Origin of the sequence: Streptomyces sp. NPDC015127 (assembly GCF_043080095.1) — a bacterium.
Classification (GTDB): domain Bacteria; phylum Actinomycetota; class Actinomycetes; order Streptomycetales; family Streptomycetaceae; genus Streptomyces.
In genome coordinates, this window is the sequence record NZ_JBIBVE010000023.1 from 18,498 (window position 1) to 34,358 (window position 15,861).

Annotated in this window: 18 protein-coding genes; 10 read left to right on the top strand and 8 right to left on the bottom strand. The window is 73.0% G+C overall.

Going from position 1 to position 15,861, the window contains the following annotated elements:
* The first annotated feature begins 49 nt into the window (after positions 1–49).
* Entirely contained in the window at positions 50–1,492 is a 1,443-nt protein-coding gene (locus tag ACF08N_RS32840) for a hypothetical protein (protein WP_392328369.1), read from the top strand.
* Positions 1,493–1,528: 36 nt separating this feature from the next.
* Here the strand turns inward: ACF08N_RS32840 and ACF08N_RS32845 are convergent, their stop codons facing one another.
* A complete protein-coding gene (locus ACF08N_RS32845) occupies positions 1,529–1,933 on the bottom strand; it encodes a VOC family protein (RefSeq protein WP_392328370.1) in 405 nt (134 codons plus the stop codon).
* A 269-nt stretch (positions 1,934–2,202) separates the two neighbouring features.
* Between ACF08N_RS32845 and ACF08N_RS32850 the strand changes: the two genes are divergently transcribed.
* From ACF08N_RS32850 to ACF08N_RS32860, 3 genes are all read left to right on the top strand, one after another.
* Positions 2,203–3,801, top strand: a complete 1,599-nt coding sequence (locus ACF08N_RS32850; protein ID WP_392328371.1) for an ABC-F family ATP-binding cassette domain-containing protein — start codon at positions 2,203–2,205, stop codon at positions 3,799–3,801.
* A 362-nt stretch (positions 3,802–4,163) separates the two neighbouring features.
* Positions 4,164–4,385, top strand: coding sequence for a helix-turn-helix domain-containing protein (locus ACF08N_RS32855; protein WP_392328372.1), 222 nt, complete (start codon positions 4,164–4,166; stop codon positions 4,383–4,385).
* 135 nt (positions 4,386–4,520) lie between these two features.
* A complete protein-coding gene (locus ACF08N_RS32860; protein WP_392328373.1) occupies positions 4,521–5,312 on the top strand; it encodes an enoyl-CoA hydratase/isomerase family protein in 792 nt (263 codons plus the stop codon).
* 79 nt (positions 5,313–5,391) lie between these two features.
* Here the strand turns inward: ACF08N_RS32860 and ACF08N_RS32865 are convergent, their stop codons facing one another.
* Positions 5,392–6,060, bottom strand: coding sequence for a hypothetical protein (locus ACF08N_RS32865; protein ID WP_392328374.1), 669 nt, complete (start codon positions 6,058–6,060; stop codon positions 5,392–5,394).
* A 91-nt stretch (positions 6,061–6,151) separates the two neighbouring features.
* Between ACF08N_RS32865 and ACF08N_RS32870 the strand changes: the two genes are divergently transcribed.
* The 5 genes from ACF08N_RS32870 to amaP are packed head-to-tail and all read left to right on the top strand — an operon-like array spanning position 6,152 to position 8,475.
* Entirely contained in the window at positions 6,152–6,652 is a 501-nt protein-coding gene (locus tag ACF08N_RS32870; RefSeq protein WP_392328375.1) for an Asp23/Gls24 family envelope stress response protein, read from the top strand.
* Positions 6,653–6,663: 11 nt separating this feature from the next.
* Positions 6,664–6,855 carry a hypothetical protein gene (locus tag ACF08N_RS32875; protein WP_392328376.1) on the top strand — a complete coding sequence of 64 codons (192 nt, stop codon included), beginning with the start codon at positions 6,664–6,666 and terminating at the stop codon, positions 6,853–6,855.
* 6 nt (positions 6,856–6,861) lie between these two features.
* Complete coding sequence (locus tag ACF08N_RS32880) at positions 6,862–7,227, top strand: hypothetical protein (RefSeq protein WP_392328377.1); 366 nt, start codon at positions 6,862–6,864, stop codon at positions 7,225–7,227.
* Positions 7,224–7,874: a DUF6286 domain-containing protein gene (locus ACF08N_RS32885; protein WP_392328378.1), complete on the top strand. Its 651-nt coding sequence runs from the start codon at positions 7,224–7,226 to the stop codon at positions 7,872–7,874. The genes ACF08N_RS32880 and ACF08N_RS32885 overlap by 4 nt, the downstream gene beginning before the upstream one ends.
* 19 nt (positions 7,875–7,893) lie before the next feature.
* Positions 7,894–8,475 carry an alkaline shock response membrane anchor protein AmaP gene (gene amaP / locus ACF08N_RS32890; protein ID WP_392328379.1) on the top strand — a complete coding sequence of 194 codons (582 nt, stop codon included), beginning with the start codon at positions 7,894–7,896 and terminating at the stop codon, positions 8,473–8,475.
* 201 nt (positions 8,476–8,676) lie between these two features.
* On the opposite strand, the gene ACF08N_RS32895 is transcribed toward amaP, so the two are convergent.
* The 5 genes from ACF08N_RS32895 to ACF08N_RS32915 all read right to left on the bottom strand — a co-directional run bounded on the left by ACF08N_RS32895 (position 8,677) and on the right by ACF08N_RS32915 (position 13,533).
* Positions 8,677–9,432, bottom strand: coding sequence for an SDR family oxidoreductase (locus ACF08N_RS32895; RefSeq protein ID WP_392328380.1), 756 nt, complete (start codon positions 9,430–9,432; stop codon positions 8,677–8,679).
* 4 nt (positions 9,433–9,436) lie between these two features.
* A complete protein-coding gene (locus tag ACF08N_RS32900; protein ID WP_392328381.1) occupies positions 9,437–11,221 on the bottom strand; it encodes a glycoside hydrolase family 15 protein in 1,785 nt (594 codons plus the stop codon).
* Positions 11,222–11,251: 30 nt separating this feature from the next.
* Positions 11,252–12,040: an SURF1 family protein gene (locus tag ACF08N_RS32905; protein ID WP_392328382.1), complete on the bottom strand. Its 789-nt coding sequence runs from the start codon at positions 12,038–12,040 to the stop codon at positions 11,252–11,254.
* 83 nt (positions 12,041–12,123) lie between these two features.
* Positions 12,124–12,357: a hypothetical protein gene (locus ACF08N_RS32910; protein ID WP_005319131.1), complete on the bottom strand. Its 234-nt coding sequence runs from the start codon at positions 12,355–12,357 to the stop codon at positions 12,124–12,126.
* A 63-nt stretch (positions 12,358–12,420) separates the two neighbouring features.
* Positions 12,421–13,533, bottom strand: coding sequence for a DEDDh family exonuclease (locus ACF08N_RS32915; RefSeq protein WP_392328383.1), 1,113 nt, complete (start codon positions 13,531–13,533; stop codon positions 12,421–12,423).
* 182 nt (positions 13,534–13,715) lie between these two features.
* On the opposite strand from ACF08N_RS32915, the gene ACF08N_RS32920 reads away from it, so the two are divergent.
* Entirely contained in the window at positions 13,716–14,438 is a 723-nt protein-coding gene (locus tag ACF08N_RS32920) for a VIT family protein (protein WP_392328384.1), read from the top strand.
* Positions 14,439–14,475: 37 nt separating this feature from the next.
* Here the strand turns inward: ACF08N_RS32920 and ACF08N_RS32925 are convergent, their stop codons facing one another.
* Positions 14,476–15,858 (bottom strand): CoA transferase, encoded by a 1,383-nt coding sequence (locus tag ACF08N_RS32925; RefSeq protein WP_392328385.1) that lies wholly within the window; start codon positions 15,856–15,858, stop codon positions 14,476–14,478.
* Positions 15,859–15,861: the final 3 nt, after the last annotated feature.

The window sequence follows — 15,861 nt, forward strand, 5'->3', positions numbered from 1 at the left end:
CCTGCCTTCCGTTTGGGCTTTCGGGCCGTCAGCGGGAAGACTGCTCCCCGTGACGTCCCGAAAGCCTGATGAGCAATTGGCGCGCAACTCCAGACTCCGTCTTGTCCGCCCGCGATCCCTGGCCACCGCACGACGGGCCGTGACGACCCGGCGCACCCGTCCGGCGCCCCGTCCGCCGGAGGGCACGCCCGCCCCCGCCGAGCTGGCCCGACAGGCCCGCGCGGTCCTCGCCGACGCGGTACGCATCGCCCGCTGGGCAGCCGCGGGAGCCGCCCCGTCAATGCCGGAAGGCCCCTTCGGCAGCGGCCCGGCCACCGTCCCGCCGACCGTGGGCGCGCGGGAACAGGCCGCTGCCGCACTGGACCTGACGCCGGACCAGGTCCGCGCGGGCTGGGACCGGGCCCGCCTCGCCGGCCTGGTCGAGCTGCACGACGGCACCGCACGCCCCGGCTGGCGGCTGCGTGCCTGGGACCGTGACGACATGGCCGTGCTGCGCGGCTGGGTCGCCCTCTTCGACGCCTGGTCCCTCGCGCATCCCGCCCCCGAGGACGTCGCACCCACCGTCGTGGCCGAGGTCGTCGAGGCCGTGCCCCAGGTGCTCTCCCTCCTTCAGCTCTCGGCCGGCCCGGTGCTCGTACCGGCCCTGCTCGATCTGCTCCAGCAGCGCGTCGCCGAACTGCGCGAGGAGCGCTGCGAGGTCCCCTACGGCCCCCGCGGCGAGACGCAGCCCACGGCCGCCGAGCCGGGCGCCGCGGCCCCCGAAGGCGACGTCCCCCTCTCCGTGCTGCTCGACTGGGCCCTCGAAGGGCTCGCCGCCGTCGGCGCGCTGACCCTCGAGCACGGCCAGGCCACGCTCACCCCCCTCGGCAACTGGGCGGTGTGGGTCAAACTCGAACAGATCTGCGTCGCCGCCCAGAGCCCCGCGGGCAACATCGAGCAGTCCGCCGAGGACATGCTCCGCGGGTGCGCCCGCCTCACCCCCGGGCCCGCACGTGCCGAGTACCGGGCCTGGCTCGCCGCCCGCACCGTCTCCAGCGCCGTCGGTGAACTCCTCTCCGTCGCACGCGGCGAGGACGCCCTGCTGCGCGGACTCGCCTTCGAGGCGCTGCGCGTCGTCGGCGCCCCCGCCGAGCCCGAGGTGCGCGCGGCCGCCGCCGAACCGTCCCTGCGCCCCTACGCCCTGCTGTGGCTCGCCGAGTACGAGGGCGCCGACCCCGAGGACGCCGCCGACGTCCTCACCCGCGAGGAGGCCACCTGGCTCTGGGTCGACACCGCGGCCGCCGTCGCGGACCACGGTGAGCCCCAACTCCTGCTGCGCCACCTCGATTCCGCGGTGCAGGGCACGGTCCCGGCGCTCATCGAGGCGGTCCGGGCCGGCGGCCACCCCCGTACGGTCCAGGTCCTCGTCGCCCTCGCCGCCGCGCACCCCGACCCGGCCCTGGCCAAGGCGGTCCGGCGCGCGGCCTTCCAGGTGCACACCGGCGGCGCCTGACAGACAGCACACGCACCCACCGGGGGCGGCGCAGCGCTACGACTCCGCCGCCCCCGGTGTGTACGTACCGAAGCTCCAGATGTTGCCCTCGACGTCGCGGGCCATGTAGTCCCGGGCCCCGTAGTCCTGGTCGGTCGGCGGCATCACGATCTCCGCGCCGTGCTCCACCGCCGTGCCGTGGTGCGCGTCCACGTCGTCGACATGCACGAAGACCCCCGCGGGCCCGGCGCCCTGCATCAGCTTGTCGAACTCGCTCCCGGTGCCCCTGCTGCCCAGCATCACCATGCCGTTGCCGTACGTCAGCTCGGCGTGCAGCACCCCGCCGTCCTCGTCCTCGTACACCGCGTGTTCGGTGAAGCCGAAAGCCTCGGTGAGCTGTCTGATCGCGGCCTTGGCGTCCGTGTAGACCAGTGTGGGACAGATGCTCGGCGACTGCGTCATCCCGATCACTCCTCACTCGCTCGACGACAGGATGGTGATCTGCGTCTCAGTCTGGCACCGCCCACCGACAATCCCGGCCCGCAGCCGCCCGCCCGTCAACACCGTTCCCGCAGGCTCAGCCGAACGGCCGCGGGCCTCGCCGCGGCCGAAAAGCACTTGCCACGCCCCGTTAGACTGAGCCGTATGGCAATTCTCCTTGTGCATTAGACGGCGTCGAAGCGTCGCTCGCCCGTCCCTTCCGCCGTCCAACCGCCCTGGAGTATTTCCCCGTGATCACCGCATCCGGTATCGAGCTGCGCGCCGGCGCGCGCGTCCTCATCGAGTCCGCCTCCTTCCGTATCGCCAAGGGCGACCGCATCGGCCTCGTCGGCCGCAACGGAGCGGGCAAGACCACCCTCACCAAGTGCCTTGCCGGTGAGGGCATCCCCGCCGCCGGCACGATCTCCCGCTCCGGCGAGGTCGGCTACCTCCCGCAGGACCCCCGCACCGGCGACCTCGACGTCCTCGCCCGCGACCGCATCCTCTCCGCGCGCGGCCTCGACCTGCTGATCCGCAAGATGCGCCAGAACGAGGACCGCATCGCGAACGGGGCGGGCGCGACCCGGGAGAAAGCGCTCAGGCAGTACGAGCGGCAGGAGACCGAGTTCCTGACCAAGGGCGGGTACGCGGCCGAGGCCGAGGCCGCCACCATCGCCGCCGCGCTCGGCCTGCCCGACCGGGTCCTCGGCCAGCCGCTGCACACGCTCTCCGGCGGTCAGCGCCGCCGTGTGGAACTCGCCCGCATCCTCTTCTCGGACGCCGACACCCTGCTCCTCGACGAGCCGACCAACCACCTCGACGCCGACTCGATCGTCTGGCTGCGCGACTACCTGAAGACGTACCGCGGCGGGTTCATCGTGATCTCCCACGACGTCGACCTCGTCGAGACGGTGGTCAACAAGGTCTTCTACCTCGACGCCAACCGTTCGATGATCGACGTCTACAACATGGGCTGGAAGCTCTACCAGCAGCAGCGCGAGGCCGACGAGAAGCGCCGCAGGCGCGAGCGGCAGAACGCCGAGAAGAAGGCCGCCGCCCTCAACTCCCAGGCCGACAAGATGCGCGCCAAGGCCACGAAGACGGTCGCCGCGCAGAACATGGCCCGCCGCGCCGAGCGTCTGCTCGCCGGTCTCGACGACGTCCGGGTCGCCGACAAGGTCGCCAAGCTGCGCTTCCCCGAGCCCGCGCCGTGCGGAAGGACGCCGCTGACCGCCGAGGGCCTGTCGAAGTCCTACGGCTCCCTCGAGATCTTCACGGACGTCGACCTCGCCATCGACAAGGGCTCGCGCGTCGTCATCCTCGGTCTCAACGGCGCGGGCAAGACGACGCTGCTGCGTCTCCTCGCCGGTGTCGAGAAGCCCGACACCGGCATGGTCACCTCCGGCCACGGCCTCAAGCTCGGGTACTACGCCCAGGAGCACGAGACCCTCGACCCGGACCGCACCGTCCTGGAGAACATGCGCTCCGCCGCGCCCGACCTCGACCTCGTCGAGGTGCGCAAGACGCTGGGCTCCTTCCTCTTCTCCGGCGACGACGTCGACAAGCCGGCCGGGGTGCTCTCCGGCGGTGAGAAGACCCGTCTCGCGCTGGCCACGCTCGTCGTCTCGTCGGCCAACGTCCTGCTGCTCGACGAGCCCACCAACAACCTGGACCCGGCCAGCCGCGAGGAGATCCTCGGCGCGCTGCGCACCTACAAGGGCGCCGTCATCCTCGTCACGCACGACGAGGGCGCCGTCGAGGCACTGGAGCCGGAGCGGATCATCCTGCTCCCGGACGGGGTCGAGGACCTGTGGGGTGCGGACTACGCGGACCTGGTGGCGCTCGCCTGACGCGCGAGGGCGCCTCCGGTTGCCTCCGTGCGCCCGTTGATCCACTCCGTATGGATCATTCGGCCTACGTGTGATCCATCATCTGTGTGAGGGCGTCTCGTACTGCGGCGTGGCGGCTCGCCGCCCGCCGCCGGGCGCCTTCAGGGCCGTCCGTCCTCCCCACTGCCCCGCTGACCAGGCGTTTCCGCGACCGGCCAGGCGATACGTTCCCTCTCGTGCGACCGGAGGGATTGATTCCGGTCATGGTGGCCGCTTATCGCACGGCCAAGCGTTCCGTACCGACCTTGTCGAATGGGTGGCCAGGACGCCCGAGAGGGGTGATCATGAGAAGTCCAGAGCGCACTTCCCATGAGGAGGCACGGGTGGCCGAGACTCTGAAGAAGGGCAGCCGGGTGACCGGCGCCGCGCGCGACAAGCTCGCGGCAGACCTGAAGAAGAAGTACGACTCCGGTGCGAGCATCCGGGCGCTGGCCGAAGAGACCGGTCGCTCCTACGGATTCGTCCATCGGATGCTGAGTGAGTCCGGAGTCGTCCTGCGTGGACGCGGCGGAGCGACGAGGGGCAAGAAGGCCACCACGGCCTGATGCAGCTCGTCGTAAGGACTCCTTCGGCCCATCGGTTCCGCGGTGGCCACCCGGTCGGTCGTCCGACCGGCCCGGGTGGTTACTGTGCAGTAGCTTATCTTCGTAGGCACTACTGCACCGATCCGGAGGCGTCCCATGACTTCGCTCGACCCCGTGCTCGACAAGGACGGTGTGCGACTCACCGTCGACGGCGCCGTTGCCACGGTGACCCTGACCAGGCCGGACAAGCGCAACGCCCAGGACTTCGCGCTGTGGCGGGCGTTGACGCAGGCCGGCCGGTCACTGCCGGGCGACGTGCGTGTCGTGGTGCTGCGCGGCGAGGGCAAATCCTTCTCCGCGGGGCTCGACCGGCAGGCCTTCACTCCTGAGGGCTTCGAGGGCGAGCCGTCGTTCATCGATCTCGCACGCGGCAGCGACACGGAGATCGACGGGGCCATCGCCGAGTTCCAGGAAGCTTTCACCTGGTGGCGCCGCAGTGACATCGTCACGATCGCGGCCGTCCAGGGCCATGCGATCGGCGCGGGATTCCAGCTCGCCCTGGCCTGTGACCTGCGGGTCGTGGCCGAGGACGTCCAGTTCGCCATGCGGGAGACCAGCCTCGGGCTGGTCCCCGACCTCACCGGCACGCATCCCCTCGTGGCGCTCGTGGGCTATGCCCGCGCGCTCGAGATCTGCGCGACCGGCCGGTTCGTCCACGCCGAGGAGGCCGAGCGCACCGGACTCGCCAACCTCGTCGTGCCCGGCGCCGAACTCGACGCCGCCGTACGGGACCTCGCCGCGGCGCTCGTCGCCGCGCCCCGCGACGCGGTGATCGAGACCAAGGCGCTGCTCCAGGGCGCGGCGGGCCGCTCCTACGAGGAGCAGCGGGCGGCCGAGCGCGCCGCCCAGGCCCGGCGGCTGCGGGACCTCGCGGGTCTCGGCGACTGACCGGCGCCGCGCGTACGACCGACCCACACCTGCCGCGCCCTTCGGCGCGGCCGGTGGGGGCGGCGGCCTGCCCGCGGCATCAGGCGGCCGACGAGACCAGGACCGTGACCGGGCGCCCGTCCGCGAGCGCCGCGGACACCGACGCGCGCACCGCGCGGGCCACGTCCAGCGCCCGGAACCCGTCGGCCGTGGCGACCTCGACCCGCACATGGTCCCCAGCCGCCTGCACAGCGCTGCCGCCCAGTTCCGCCGTTAGGCACACCACACCCGCCGTCGACGCCGCGGCCTCGCCCGCCGCGTCCGAGGGCGGTGCGGGCGTAGGGACAGAGACCGGACCCGGCCGCAGCGGATGGTCCGGCAGCGACACCACCCGCAGATCCACCTCGGTGACCACCAGACCCAGCCGGTCCTCCGCCGCCCTGGACAGCGCCGACCGCAGGGCCGCCGTCACCGCGGGCAGCGGCTCGCCGCTCCACACCGCGACCTCCGCGGCGAGCCGGTGGGGACCTGGGGGCAGCGCGCTCGGCGGCGGAGGCACGGCGGGCTCACCGGCCGTCTCCGGGTCGGCGAGTGTCACATCCAGCCGGGTCACGGCCACACCCCGCACCGCCGTCGCGGCGGCCTTCACGAGCACCGACCGGGCCGCGCTCTCCGCGAGCCAGGTGCCATCCGTAGGACCTCCCAGCGCCACCAGCCTGCCGAGCCCCATCGCCCGCCGCATCCGCCCTATCGCTCCTGCAGTGCTCATTCCTCCAGCCTGCCGCATCCCCGGCGCGAGACGGGGGAACCGCACTTAATGTGGGCAAAGGGAGGTCACCACGACCCGAGAGGACACCGCGATGACCGAGACAGGTGAGCGCAACCGGCCCCAGACCATGGGGAACGAGACGGCCGGCGGCGGCGAGCCGTCGTCCCGCAGGACCACGATCGGCAAACGCGTGGAAGCGGGTGTCCGCGGACGCACCACGATCGCCGACGGCGTCGTGGAGAAGATCGCCGGACTTGCCGCGCGCGACGTCGTCGGCGTCCACGCCATGGGCAGCGGCCTCTCCCGCACCTTCGGCGCCGTACGCGACCGCGTCCCGGGCGGCGGCAGCAGCAGGTCCAGCGTCACGCGCGGCGTCAAGGCCGAGGTCGGAGAAGTGCAGACCGCCCTGGACCTGGAGATCGTCGTCGACTACGGCGTCGCCATCTCCGATGTCGCACGCGCCGTCCGTGAGAACGTCGTCGCCGCCGTGGAACGTATGACCGGACTGGAGGTGGTCGAGGTCAACATCGCCGTGAGTGACGTCAAGCTGCCCGATGAGGAAGAGGAAGAGCCGGAGCCACGTCTCCAGTAGAGGAGCTCAGCATGAGCATGGCCGTGGTCGGCATGGTCGCCGGCATGGCGCTCGGATTCGCCGGGTACTTCGGTGGGTTCGGGGCGTTTCTCCTGGTCGCCGCCCTGGGGGCGGTCGGTTTCGTGGTGGGCAGGTTGCTCGAGGGCGATCTGGAGGTCGGCGACTTCTTCCGGGGCCGCGATCGTCGCGAAGGGCGACGGTGACGCCCGGTGGCCGCCGACCGCGTCGCCCCCGCCGACCGCGTCGCCCCCGCCGACCGCGGGGCGACCACCATCGCCGACCGCGTCGTGGCGAAGATCGCCGGGCGGGCGGCGCGGGAGGCGCTCGCGCGCGTGCCCGAGGGCGGCTCGCCGCCCCACGCGATGGTCGTCGTGCACCATGACACCGCCCGCGTCCGCGTCAGCCTCGAACTCGACTACCCCGGCGACATCGGCCGTCAATGCGGCGCCGTGCGTCGCCAAGTTGCCGACAGGGTAAGGATGTTGACGGGAATGGAGGTACCCGAGGTGGCGGTGCAGGTCGAGCGCCTGCACTCCGTCCACTCGCGTCACGCGGCGCAGGGGAGGATCCGATGACCGAGCCCGAACAGACCGACCGACCCGTCCTCGAACTGGACCAGTCCGCGTCCGCCGCGGACTACGACCCCGCGCCGGGCCCCGCGGAAGGGGAGTACGGCAGGGCAGGGCGCTTCTGGTCGGCGCGGCGCGTTCCCGCCGCGCTGCTCGCCCTGGTGGTCCTCGGCGGATCCGGGCTGCTGGTCTACGACATCGCCGCGGTACGCGTCGACCGGCCCGCCCTCCACTGGCGGCGCGCCCTGGCCGACCACCTCGACCGGTGGCGCCTCGACGAGGTGGCGGTCCTCGCGGTCGCGGCTGCCGCGGTGCTCGTCGGTATCTGGCTGATCGTTCTCGCGGTGACGCCGGGGCTGCGCGGGATCCTGCCCATGCACCGCGACCGTCCGCACGTACGGGCCGGGCTCGACCGCCGGGCGGCGGCGCTCGCGCTGCGCGACCGTGCGATGGAGGTATCCGGAGTGCAGTCCGTACGCGTACGGATGGGACGCTCCAAGGCCACGGTGCGTGCCCGCGCCCACTTCCGCGAACTCGACGACGTACGCGCCGATCTGGACGCCGCGCTCGCCGTGGGCATCAAGGAGCTGGGCCTCGCCAGATCCCCGGCTCTGGCCGTGCACGTCGGCCGGCCGCCGGCCAAGAAGCGGTGACGGGCAAGGGGTGAGACGGATGCTCAGAACGGTCAACCGGGTCGTGCTCGGTCTCGTGGGGCTGGTGCTGCTGTGTCTGGGCGGCGCGGTGCTGGTAACCGGGACCGGGCTGCCCGTGCCCTCGTGGTGGCCCTGGAGCGGGCGGAACGACGTGCTGCTCAGCGACGCGGACCGGACGAGGTGGCGGGACGAGGGCTGGTGGTGGCCGGTCGTCATCGCGGTGCTCGCGCTGCTGGTGCTGCTCGCCCTGTGGTGGCTGCTCGCGCAGCTGCGCCGTGCCCGCCTCGCCGAGGTCCTCGTGGACACCGGCGACGGCGAGGGCGCGCTGGTTCGCGGCCGGGCGCTGGAGAATGTGATGACGGGGGAGGCGGAGTCGCTGGAGGGCGTGTCCCACGCCCGGGTCATGCTGACAGGCCGCAGCCGCCGTGCTCCTCAGGCAAGGGTCCTGCTGCAACTGGAGCCCCACGCGGCTCCGGCGGAGAGGCTGTCACGACTCGTCGACGAGGCGGTGACGCACGCGCGGGAGTCGGCGGGCCTGTCGTCGCTGCCGGTGGAGGCGCGCCTGCGCGAGTCGAGGCACCGGCCGGAACGCGTGGCGTGAGCCCCAGCGCCTCAATCTCCCCTACGGCCTGGCGGCCGTGGGTGGGGGTACCTCCTACGCCGCCAGGCGTAGGGGGAGTGCCCCCAGCGGGGCTGCGCAGGCAGCCCGTCCGGCGATTGAGGACACCGCGCGAAGCGCGGGCCGGGTCCGGGGCTTGCCCGGACCCGGGAAAGGGCGGGGAGGGGAAAACCGCCCCCGCGGCTAGAACCCGTGCCGCGCCCCGCCGTCCACCGGGAGCATCACGCCCGTCAGGTACGACGCCGCCGGCGACAGCAGAAACGCGGCGACCGTGCCGAACTCCGCCGGCGTGCCGTAGCGCCGCAGCGGGATCCGGGACTCGTTCCCCGCGCGCGCCGCCTCCGCGTCGCCGGAGAGCGCGTCGAGCTCGCGCACCCGGTCGGTGTCGATGCGCGCCGGGAGCAGGCCGATCACGCGGATACCGCGCGGGCCCAGTTCGTCGGCGAGGGACTTCGCGAAGCCCGCGAGTCCCGGGCGCAGGCCGTTGGAGATCGTCAGGCCGGGGATCGGTTCGTGGACCGAGCCGGAGAGGACGAACCCGATCACGCCGCCCTCGTTCAGCTCCGCCGCCGCGGCCCGCGCCAGCCGCACCGCGCCGAGGAAGACGGACTCGAACGCCGACTGCCACTGCTCGTCCGTGTTGTCCGCGACGAAGCCCGGTGCCGGGCCGCCCACGCTGATGAGAATGCCGTCGAAGCGGCCGAAGTGCGCCCGGGCCGCCGCAATCAGGCGCTCGGCGGCCGCGGGGTCGGCGTTGTCCGTCGCCACGCCCACGGCGCCGACGCCGAGTTCGGCCGCGGCGTCCTTGACCGTCTGCTCATCCCGGCCGGTGATGACGACCTTCGCGCCGTCGGCCACCAGCGCCCGCGCGGAGGCGTTGCCGAGGCCACGGGAGGCGCCGGTGACGATGTAGACGCGGTCTGTGAGTCCAAGATCCATGGCCCTATCCTGCCGCCTCGTGCCTGCCGAGCGCGAGGGCGGTGTTCACCAGCCCGATATGACTGAATGCCTGGGGGAAGTTGCCGAGCTGGCGGCCGGCCACCGGGTCGTACTCCTCGGAGAGCAGTCCCACGTCGTTGCGGAGTGCCAGCAGTCGCTCGAACAGCTCGCGCGCCTCCTCCTCGCGCCCCGTCATGCACAGGGCGTCCGTCATCCAGAACGAGCACGCCAGGAACGCGCCCTCGTCGCCCGGCAGGCCGTCGACGGAGACGCCCTCCGTGCTGTAGCGCCGCACCAGCGCGCCGCTGCCGAGTTCGGCCTGTACCGCCTTGACCGTGCCGACGACCCGCGGATCGTCCGGGGGCAGGAAGCCGACGTGCGGGATCAGCAGCGTCGCCGCGTCCAGGTCCGTCGAGCCGTACGACTGCGTGAAGGTGTTGCGCACCGGGTCGAAGCCCTTCTCGCACACCTCACGGTGCACCTCGTCGCGCATCGCACGCCACCGCGCCGCGTCCCCGCGCAGCGTCGGGTCGGCCTCCAGGGTGCGTACGGCACGATCGGCCGCGACCCAGGCCATGACCTTGGAGTGCACGAAGTGGCGGCGCGGCCCGCGCACCTCCCACAGACCCTCGTCCGGTTCGCGCCACTTGGACTCCAGGAAGCCGAGGAGGCTCAACTGGATGTTCCACGCGTGCCGCTCCGCCTTCAGGCCCGCCCCCCTGGCCAGGAAGAGCGAGTCGATGACCTCGCCGTAGACATCGAGCTGGAGCTGGTAGGCCGCGTCGTTGCCGACGCGGACCGGGACGGATCCCGCGTAGCCGCCGAGCCAGCCCAGCTCCATCTCGGCCAGCCGGCGTTCCCCCGCCACCCCGTACATGATCTGCAGGTCGGCGGGATCGCCGGCCACCGCGCGCAGCAGCCAGTCGCGCCAGGCCCCGGCCTCGTCGACATAGCCGGCCGCGATCATGGCGCCGAGCGTCAGGGTCGAGTCGCGCAGCCAGCAGAAGCGGTAGTCCCAGTTGCGTACGCCGCCGATCTCCTCGGGCAGGGACGTGGTCGCGGCCGCGACGATTCCGCCCGTGGGCGCGTACGTGAGGGCCTTGAGGGTGATCAGTGAGCGCAGCACCGCTTCCCGGTAGGGGCCCTGGTAGCGGCACCGGGACGACCACTCCGCCCAGTCCTCCAGGCAGTGGCGCAGCGACTCGTGGGGGTCGATGAGTGCGGGGCGCGGCTTGTGCGAGGGGTGCCAGGTGAGGACGAACGCGACCGTCTCGCCCGCGGAGACCGTGAACGCCGAGCGAGTGCTGTACTGCTGGCCCCAGGTGTGCACCTGCGGTTCGCTGCGCAGCCAGACCGAATCGGGGCCGGCCACGGCCACCCGGTGGCCGTCCAGGCGCCGCATCCAGGGCACGACGCTGCCGTAGTCGAAGCGCAGCCGCAGTGCGGCGGCCATCTCGACGGTGCCGCTGACGCCTTCCACGATGCGCACCACGTCGGGGGCTTCGTCACGTTGTGGCATGAAATCGAGCAGTTTGACCGTGCCGGTGCGGGTCTCCCACACCGTTTCGAGCACCAGTGATTCATCGACATAACGACGACTCGTGCACCGGCCGGCGCCCTGGGGAGCGATCCGCCAGTGTCCGTTCTCCTCGTCGCCGAGGAGCGCCGCGAAGCACGCCCCGGAATCGAACCGGGGCAGGCACAGCCAGTCGATGGAACCGTCCGCACCGACCAGTGCAGCGGTCTGCAGATCACCGATGAGGGCGTAGTCCTCGATACGTTGGGTCACGCTCTGGCGTGTTCCCGGCGGGGTTGGCCGCTAAGCAGCCGCGCCGACCGGTTCCGGCGTGCCGTTCGCGGCGGCCGCCGCCCTGTCCCGCTTCTCCCGGCGCACCAGGATCACCCAGCCGACAGGCACGGCGGCCGCGAAGAGCCACCACTGGACGGCATACGCCATGTGCGCGCCGATCGAGTCGTGGTCGGGGTCGGGGATCTGTTCCGGGCCGGCGGCGGCCGACTTCGGCTCCGTCTGCTCCAGATAGCCGCCGACCACCGGGCGGTCCAGCAGCTTCGCCTGCTGCTCGCTGTTGATCAGCATCACCTGGCGCGGCGGAAGGCCCGCCAGGTCCTTGATCCCGCTGGCACCGGTCGTCTCGTCGGCCTTGAGCCGGCCGGTGACCGTGACGGTGCCCGTGGGCGCGGGCGGCACCTCGGGGAACGTCTTCTGGTCGGCGGCGGCGGGGACCCAGCCGCGGTTGACGAGCACGGCCGAGCCGTCCGCCTGCACCAGGGGGGTCAGCACATGGAAGCCGACGCGGTCGTCGGCGTTGGTCCGACGGCGTACGACGACCTCGTGGGCCTCGTCGAACGTGCCCGTCGCGGTGACCTGCCGCCAGTAGTCGGCCCGCGGAACGGTGTGCCCGGGGGAGGTCAGCTCGCCGACCGGCACCGGCTCGGCGTCGAGGTTCCGGGCGATCAGGGAGTTCTGCGCGACGCGGCGCTCGTGGCGGTGCAGCTGCCAGAAGCCCAGCTCGACCATCGTGGGGATGAGGACGAGGGCGATGAGGGTGAGGATCACCCACTGCCGGGACAACAGGAAGCGGTACACGGCTTCGACCGTACCTGTAGTGCCCCGGCGCCGGGACGGGGGGTCCCGATGGCGCCCCGCCCCCGGCCCGGGGCACGGCGTGGTCACACCCTGTCGACGATGCCGGCCCTCCCCTCGGCGCGGGCGCAGTGTGCGCCGCAGTACCAGTGGCCCTCGGCCTCGACCCCCTGGCCGATGATCTGGACCCGGCAGTGCTCACAGATGGGCGCCATGCGGTGAATGGCGCAGGAGAAGCAGTCGAAGACGTGCACCGCGCCCTGCGCGTGCACCTCGAAGGACATGCCGTAGTCGTTTCCGCAAACCTCGCAACGTGCCATGCGCCACAGGGTGGGACGCGAGGAGGGCGCGGGCGAGCGGGTGGCGGGCGAGTCGCGCCGGGTTCACTCCGATGCGGGTGCCATGCCCGGCAGCATTCCCTGCGCCGTCCCCGTCTCCGTTTTCGGCCCGGGCTCCGCCGCCTGCGCGGGCGGGCTCGCCGACCGTCCCCGCTCCGGGACGCCTCCCTGGTCCACGGGCGCGCCCGCCGCCGGGGTCACGTGCCCCAACAGCTGGGTGAACGCCGTCTCGTCGACGACCGGAGTGCCGTACGACGCGGCCTTGACCGTCTTCGCCGTCGACGCGTGCGGATCGTTGGTCACCAGCAGGCTCGTCAGCCGCGACACGCTCGTGGCGACGTGCAGGCCCGCCTCGGTCGCCCGGTCCTCCAGCAACTCGCGCTCTATGGAGGTGTCGCCGGAGAACGCCACCCGCATGCCCTGCTTCAGCTGGCCGCCCGGCTCGTACCTGCCCGGGTTCGGGTAGGGGCACGGGGGACGCTTGCGCGACGGCCGCCAGCTGCTCCGCCCGTACGACGGCTGGTAGCCGATGCGCGGTGCGGGCGCGGTGTCCGACCACTCGGTCAGCGGGCGGCACTCCAGCAGCGGCAGCCGGACGCCGTCGCGGGCCGCCGAGTGCAGACTCGGCCGGAACGCCTCGGCCAGCACCCGCGCGTCGTCCAGCGCGTGGTGGGCGCGCTGCTGCACGACGCCGAAGTGCGCGGCGAGCGTCTCCAGCTTGAAGTTGGGCAGCGGCAGGGCGAGCTCCCGGGCGAGCGCGATGGTGCACAGCCGCTGCCGGGTCGGCGCGGTCCGCCGCGCGCGGGCGTACTCCCGCGCGATCATGCCCCAGTCGAACTTGGCGTTGTGCGCGACCAGGACACGGCCCTCCAGACGCTCGGTGAGCTCACCCGTGATGTCGCCGAAGAGCGGCGCGCCGTGGAGCATCTCGCTCGTCAGACCGTGGATCTCCACCGGACCGGGGTCCCGCTCGGGATTGACGAGGGTGTACCAGTGGTCCTCGATGTTGCCCCGGGCGTCCAGGCGGTAGACGGCAGCGGACACTATCCGGTCGTAGTGGAACAGGCCGGTGGTCTCCACGTCGACGACCGCGTACCCCTCCGGGTACGCGGTCGGCCACGTCGTCGCTGCGGTCGTACGGTCGTCGAGCATGGTCACAGAGAATACGGGCCGGGACCGACAACGCCCGATCGCCCCTTGCCTGCCCGCCCTTGCCGGGCCGTCCGGCGGCAGCCCGTTCCCGTCCCGTCGGCGTCAATCCGCCCCGGCCCGGCGGGTCTCCACCCGTCGTCCGGCGGGTTGCCCGGGTACCCGGCACGCACCGGTGAGACCCTCCCGGGATGAGTGACGAGACCACGGGCGCAGGGCACGACCAGCCGCAGGGCGGCGGACTCGGCACGCGCCTCAACTGGCTGCGCGCCGCGGTCCTCGGCGCCAATGACGGAGTCGTCTCCACCGCCGGCCTCGTCGTCGGCGTCGCCGGAGCCACGGACGCGCGCGGCACTCTGCTCACCGCGGGCCTCGCGGGGCTGCTCGCGGGCTCCATGTCCATGGCCGCCGGCGAATACGTCTCCGTGTCCACCCAGCGCGACTCGGAGAAGGCGGCCCTCGCCGTCGAGAAGCGCGAGCTGCGCGAGCAGCCCGAGGCGGAACTCGACGAACTCACCGAGCTGTTGACCCAACGAGGCCTGTCCCACGACGTGGCCAGGGAGGCCGCCGAACAGCTCACCGAACGGGACGCCCTGCGCGCCCACGCGCGCGTGGAGCTCGGTATCGACCCCGAAGAGCTGACCAATCCCTGGCACGCGGCCGGCGCGAGCTTCCTCGCCTTCACGACGGGCGCGCTGCTGCCGCTGCTCGCGATCGTCCTGCCGCCCCCCACGGTCCGCCTGTACGTCACGGTCGTGTCCGTCCTCGCGGCCCTGGCGCTCACCGGCTGGTGGAGCGCCCGCCTGGGCGCGGCGCACCCGGGCCCCGCCGTGCTGCGCAACACCGGCGGCGGGGCACTGGCCATGGCGGTGACGTACGCGGCCGGGACGCTGCTGGGCGCGGCGGGGGTATGAGGACCGGGCGGGGACGGTCATGCCGCCGGCGCGCGCGTCAGTCGCGCCACTCGGGCGCGTCCGTCCCCCAAAGCCCGGCCGGGCGGACCCAGTCGACGGGTCCGCCGTCGTACGAGACCGCGGGCAGGGCATGGCGCAGCCGGCCCATGGGACTGTCCGTCTCGGTGAGCCACCGCTGCGGGTCGTACTCTCCGGGGGCGTCGTCCGGTGCCTTCTCCAGGCCGTTGACCAGCCACGCGGCCGTCTGTGACAGGGCCAGTTCGACGAGCCGGGTGCCGCCGGTCCCGTGCCGTTCGGTCAGCGCGCGCAGCACTCCGGCGGCGAGCAGATACCCGGTGCCGTGGTCCAGGGCCTGCGCGGGCAGCGCGCCCGGCCGCTCGCCGTCGCCCTCGATCTCCGCGATACCGGAGGCGACCTGGACCAGGCTGTCGAAGCCGCGCCGGCCCGCCCACGGCCCGTACCGGCCCCATGCCGACAGGCGGGCCACCACCAGGCCCGGGCGCCGCGCAGCCAGCTCCTCGGGTGCGAGACCGAACGGGTCCAGCGCGCCCGGCCGGTAGCCGGTCACCACCACGTCGGCGGAGGCGAGCAGTTCCTCGAACGTGCCCCGGTCCGAGGCGTCGGCCAGATCCAGCCGGGTGGACCGCTTGCCCATGCCCGTGTCGTTATGGGCCTCCTGACTCTCCGGCAGGCCGGGGGAGTCGATCCGCAGCACATCCGCGCCGAGCAGGGCCAGCGTGCGGGTCGCGACCGGGCCGGCCAGCACCCTGGTCAGGTCGAGCACCCGCAGCCCCGCGCAGGGCAGGGCCGCCGAGCCGCCGGGGGCCCTCGGCGGGGGAGCATCGCCGATGCGCCGCATGACCAGCAGCGGGTGCGCGGCCGCCGCGGCGCCCTGAGGATGCGCGGCCCACTCCTTCGGAGCGCGTGCGGCGACCGCCAGGCCGCCCGCCGCGTACACGCTCTCCTCGACCTCCAGCGCCCGCCGTTCGCCGACGGCGGCCGCGACGGCGTCCTCGTCCGCGTCACCGGGCAGGCCGAGCGCACTGAGCAAACGGGCCCGGTGGTGCGGGTAGTTGGCGTGCGTGCGCACCCAGCCGTCGGCGGTGCGCCAGAAGCGGGACAGCGGTGCGAAGGTGGTCGGCGCCGTCCCGTCCACCCGCACCAGCCGGTCGCTCAGGAACGCCGCCGTCACGGCGCCGTCGTCCACCCGGACCGCGGGGACGAGGCCTCCGGTGCGGCGGCCGGCGAGCTCCGCGGCGGCCAGCGAGCACACCGCCACGGTGGAACGCGCCAGTTCCATGACCGGCAGGCGGGCGGGCAGCGCGCCCCGGCCCTCGTACGCCACGCGGTCCACCAGGGCGGGATCGCCGCCCAGAACGGCCCAGACGCCGACCGCACCGCTCGAAGATGTCTGATCCATACA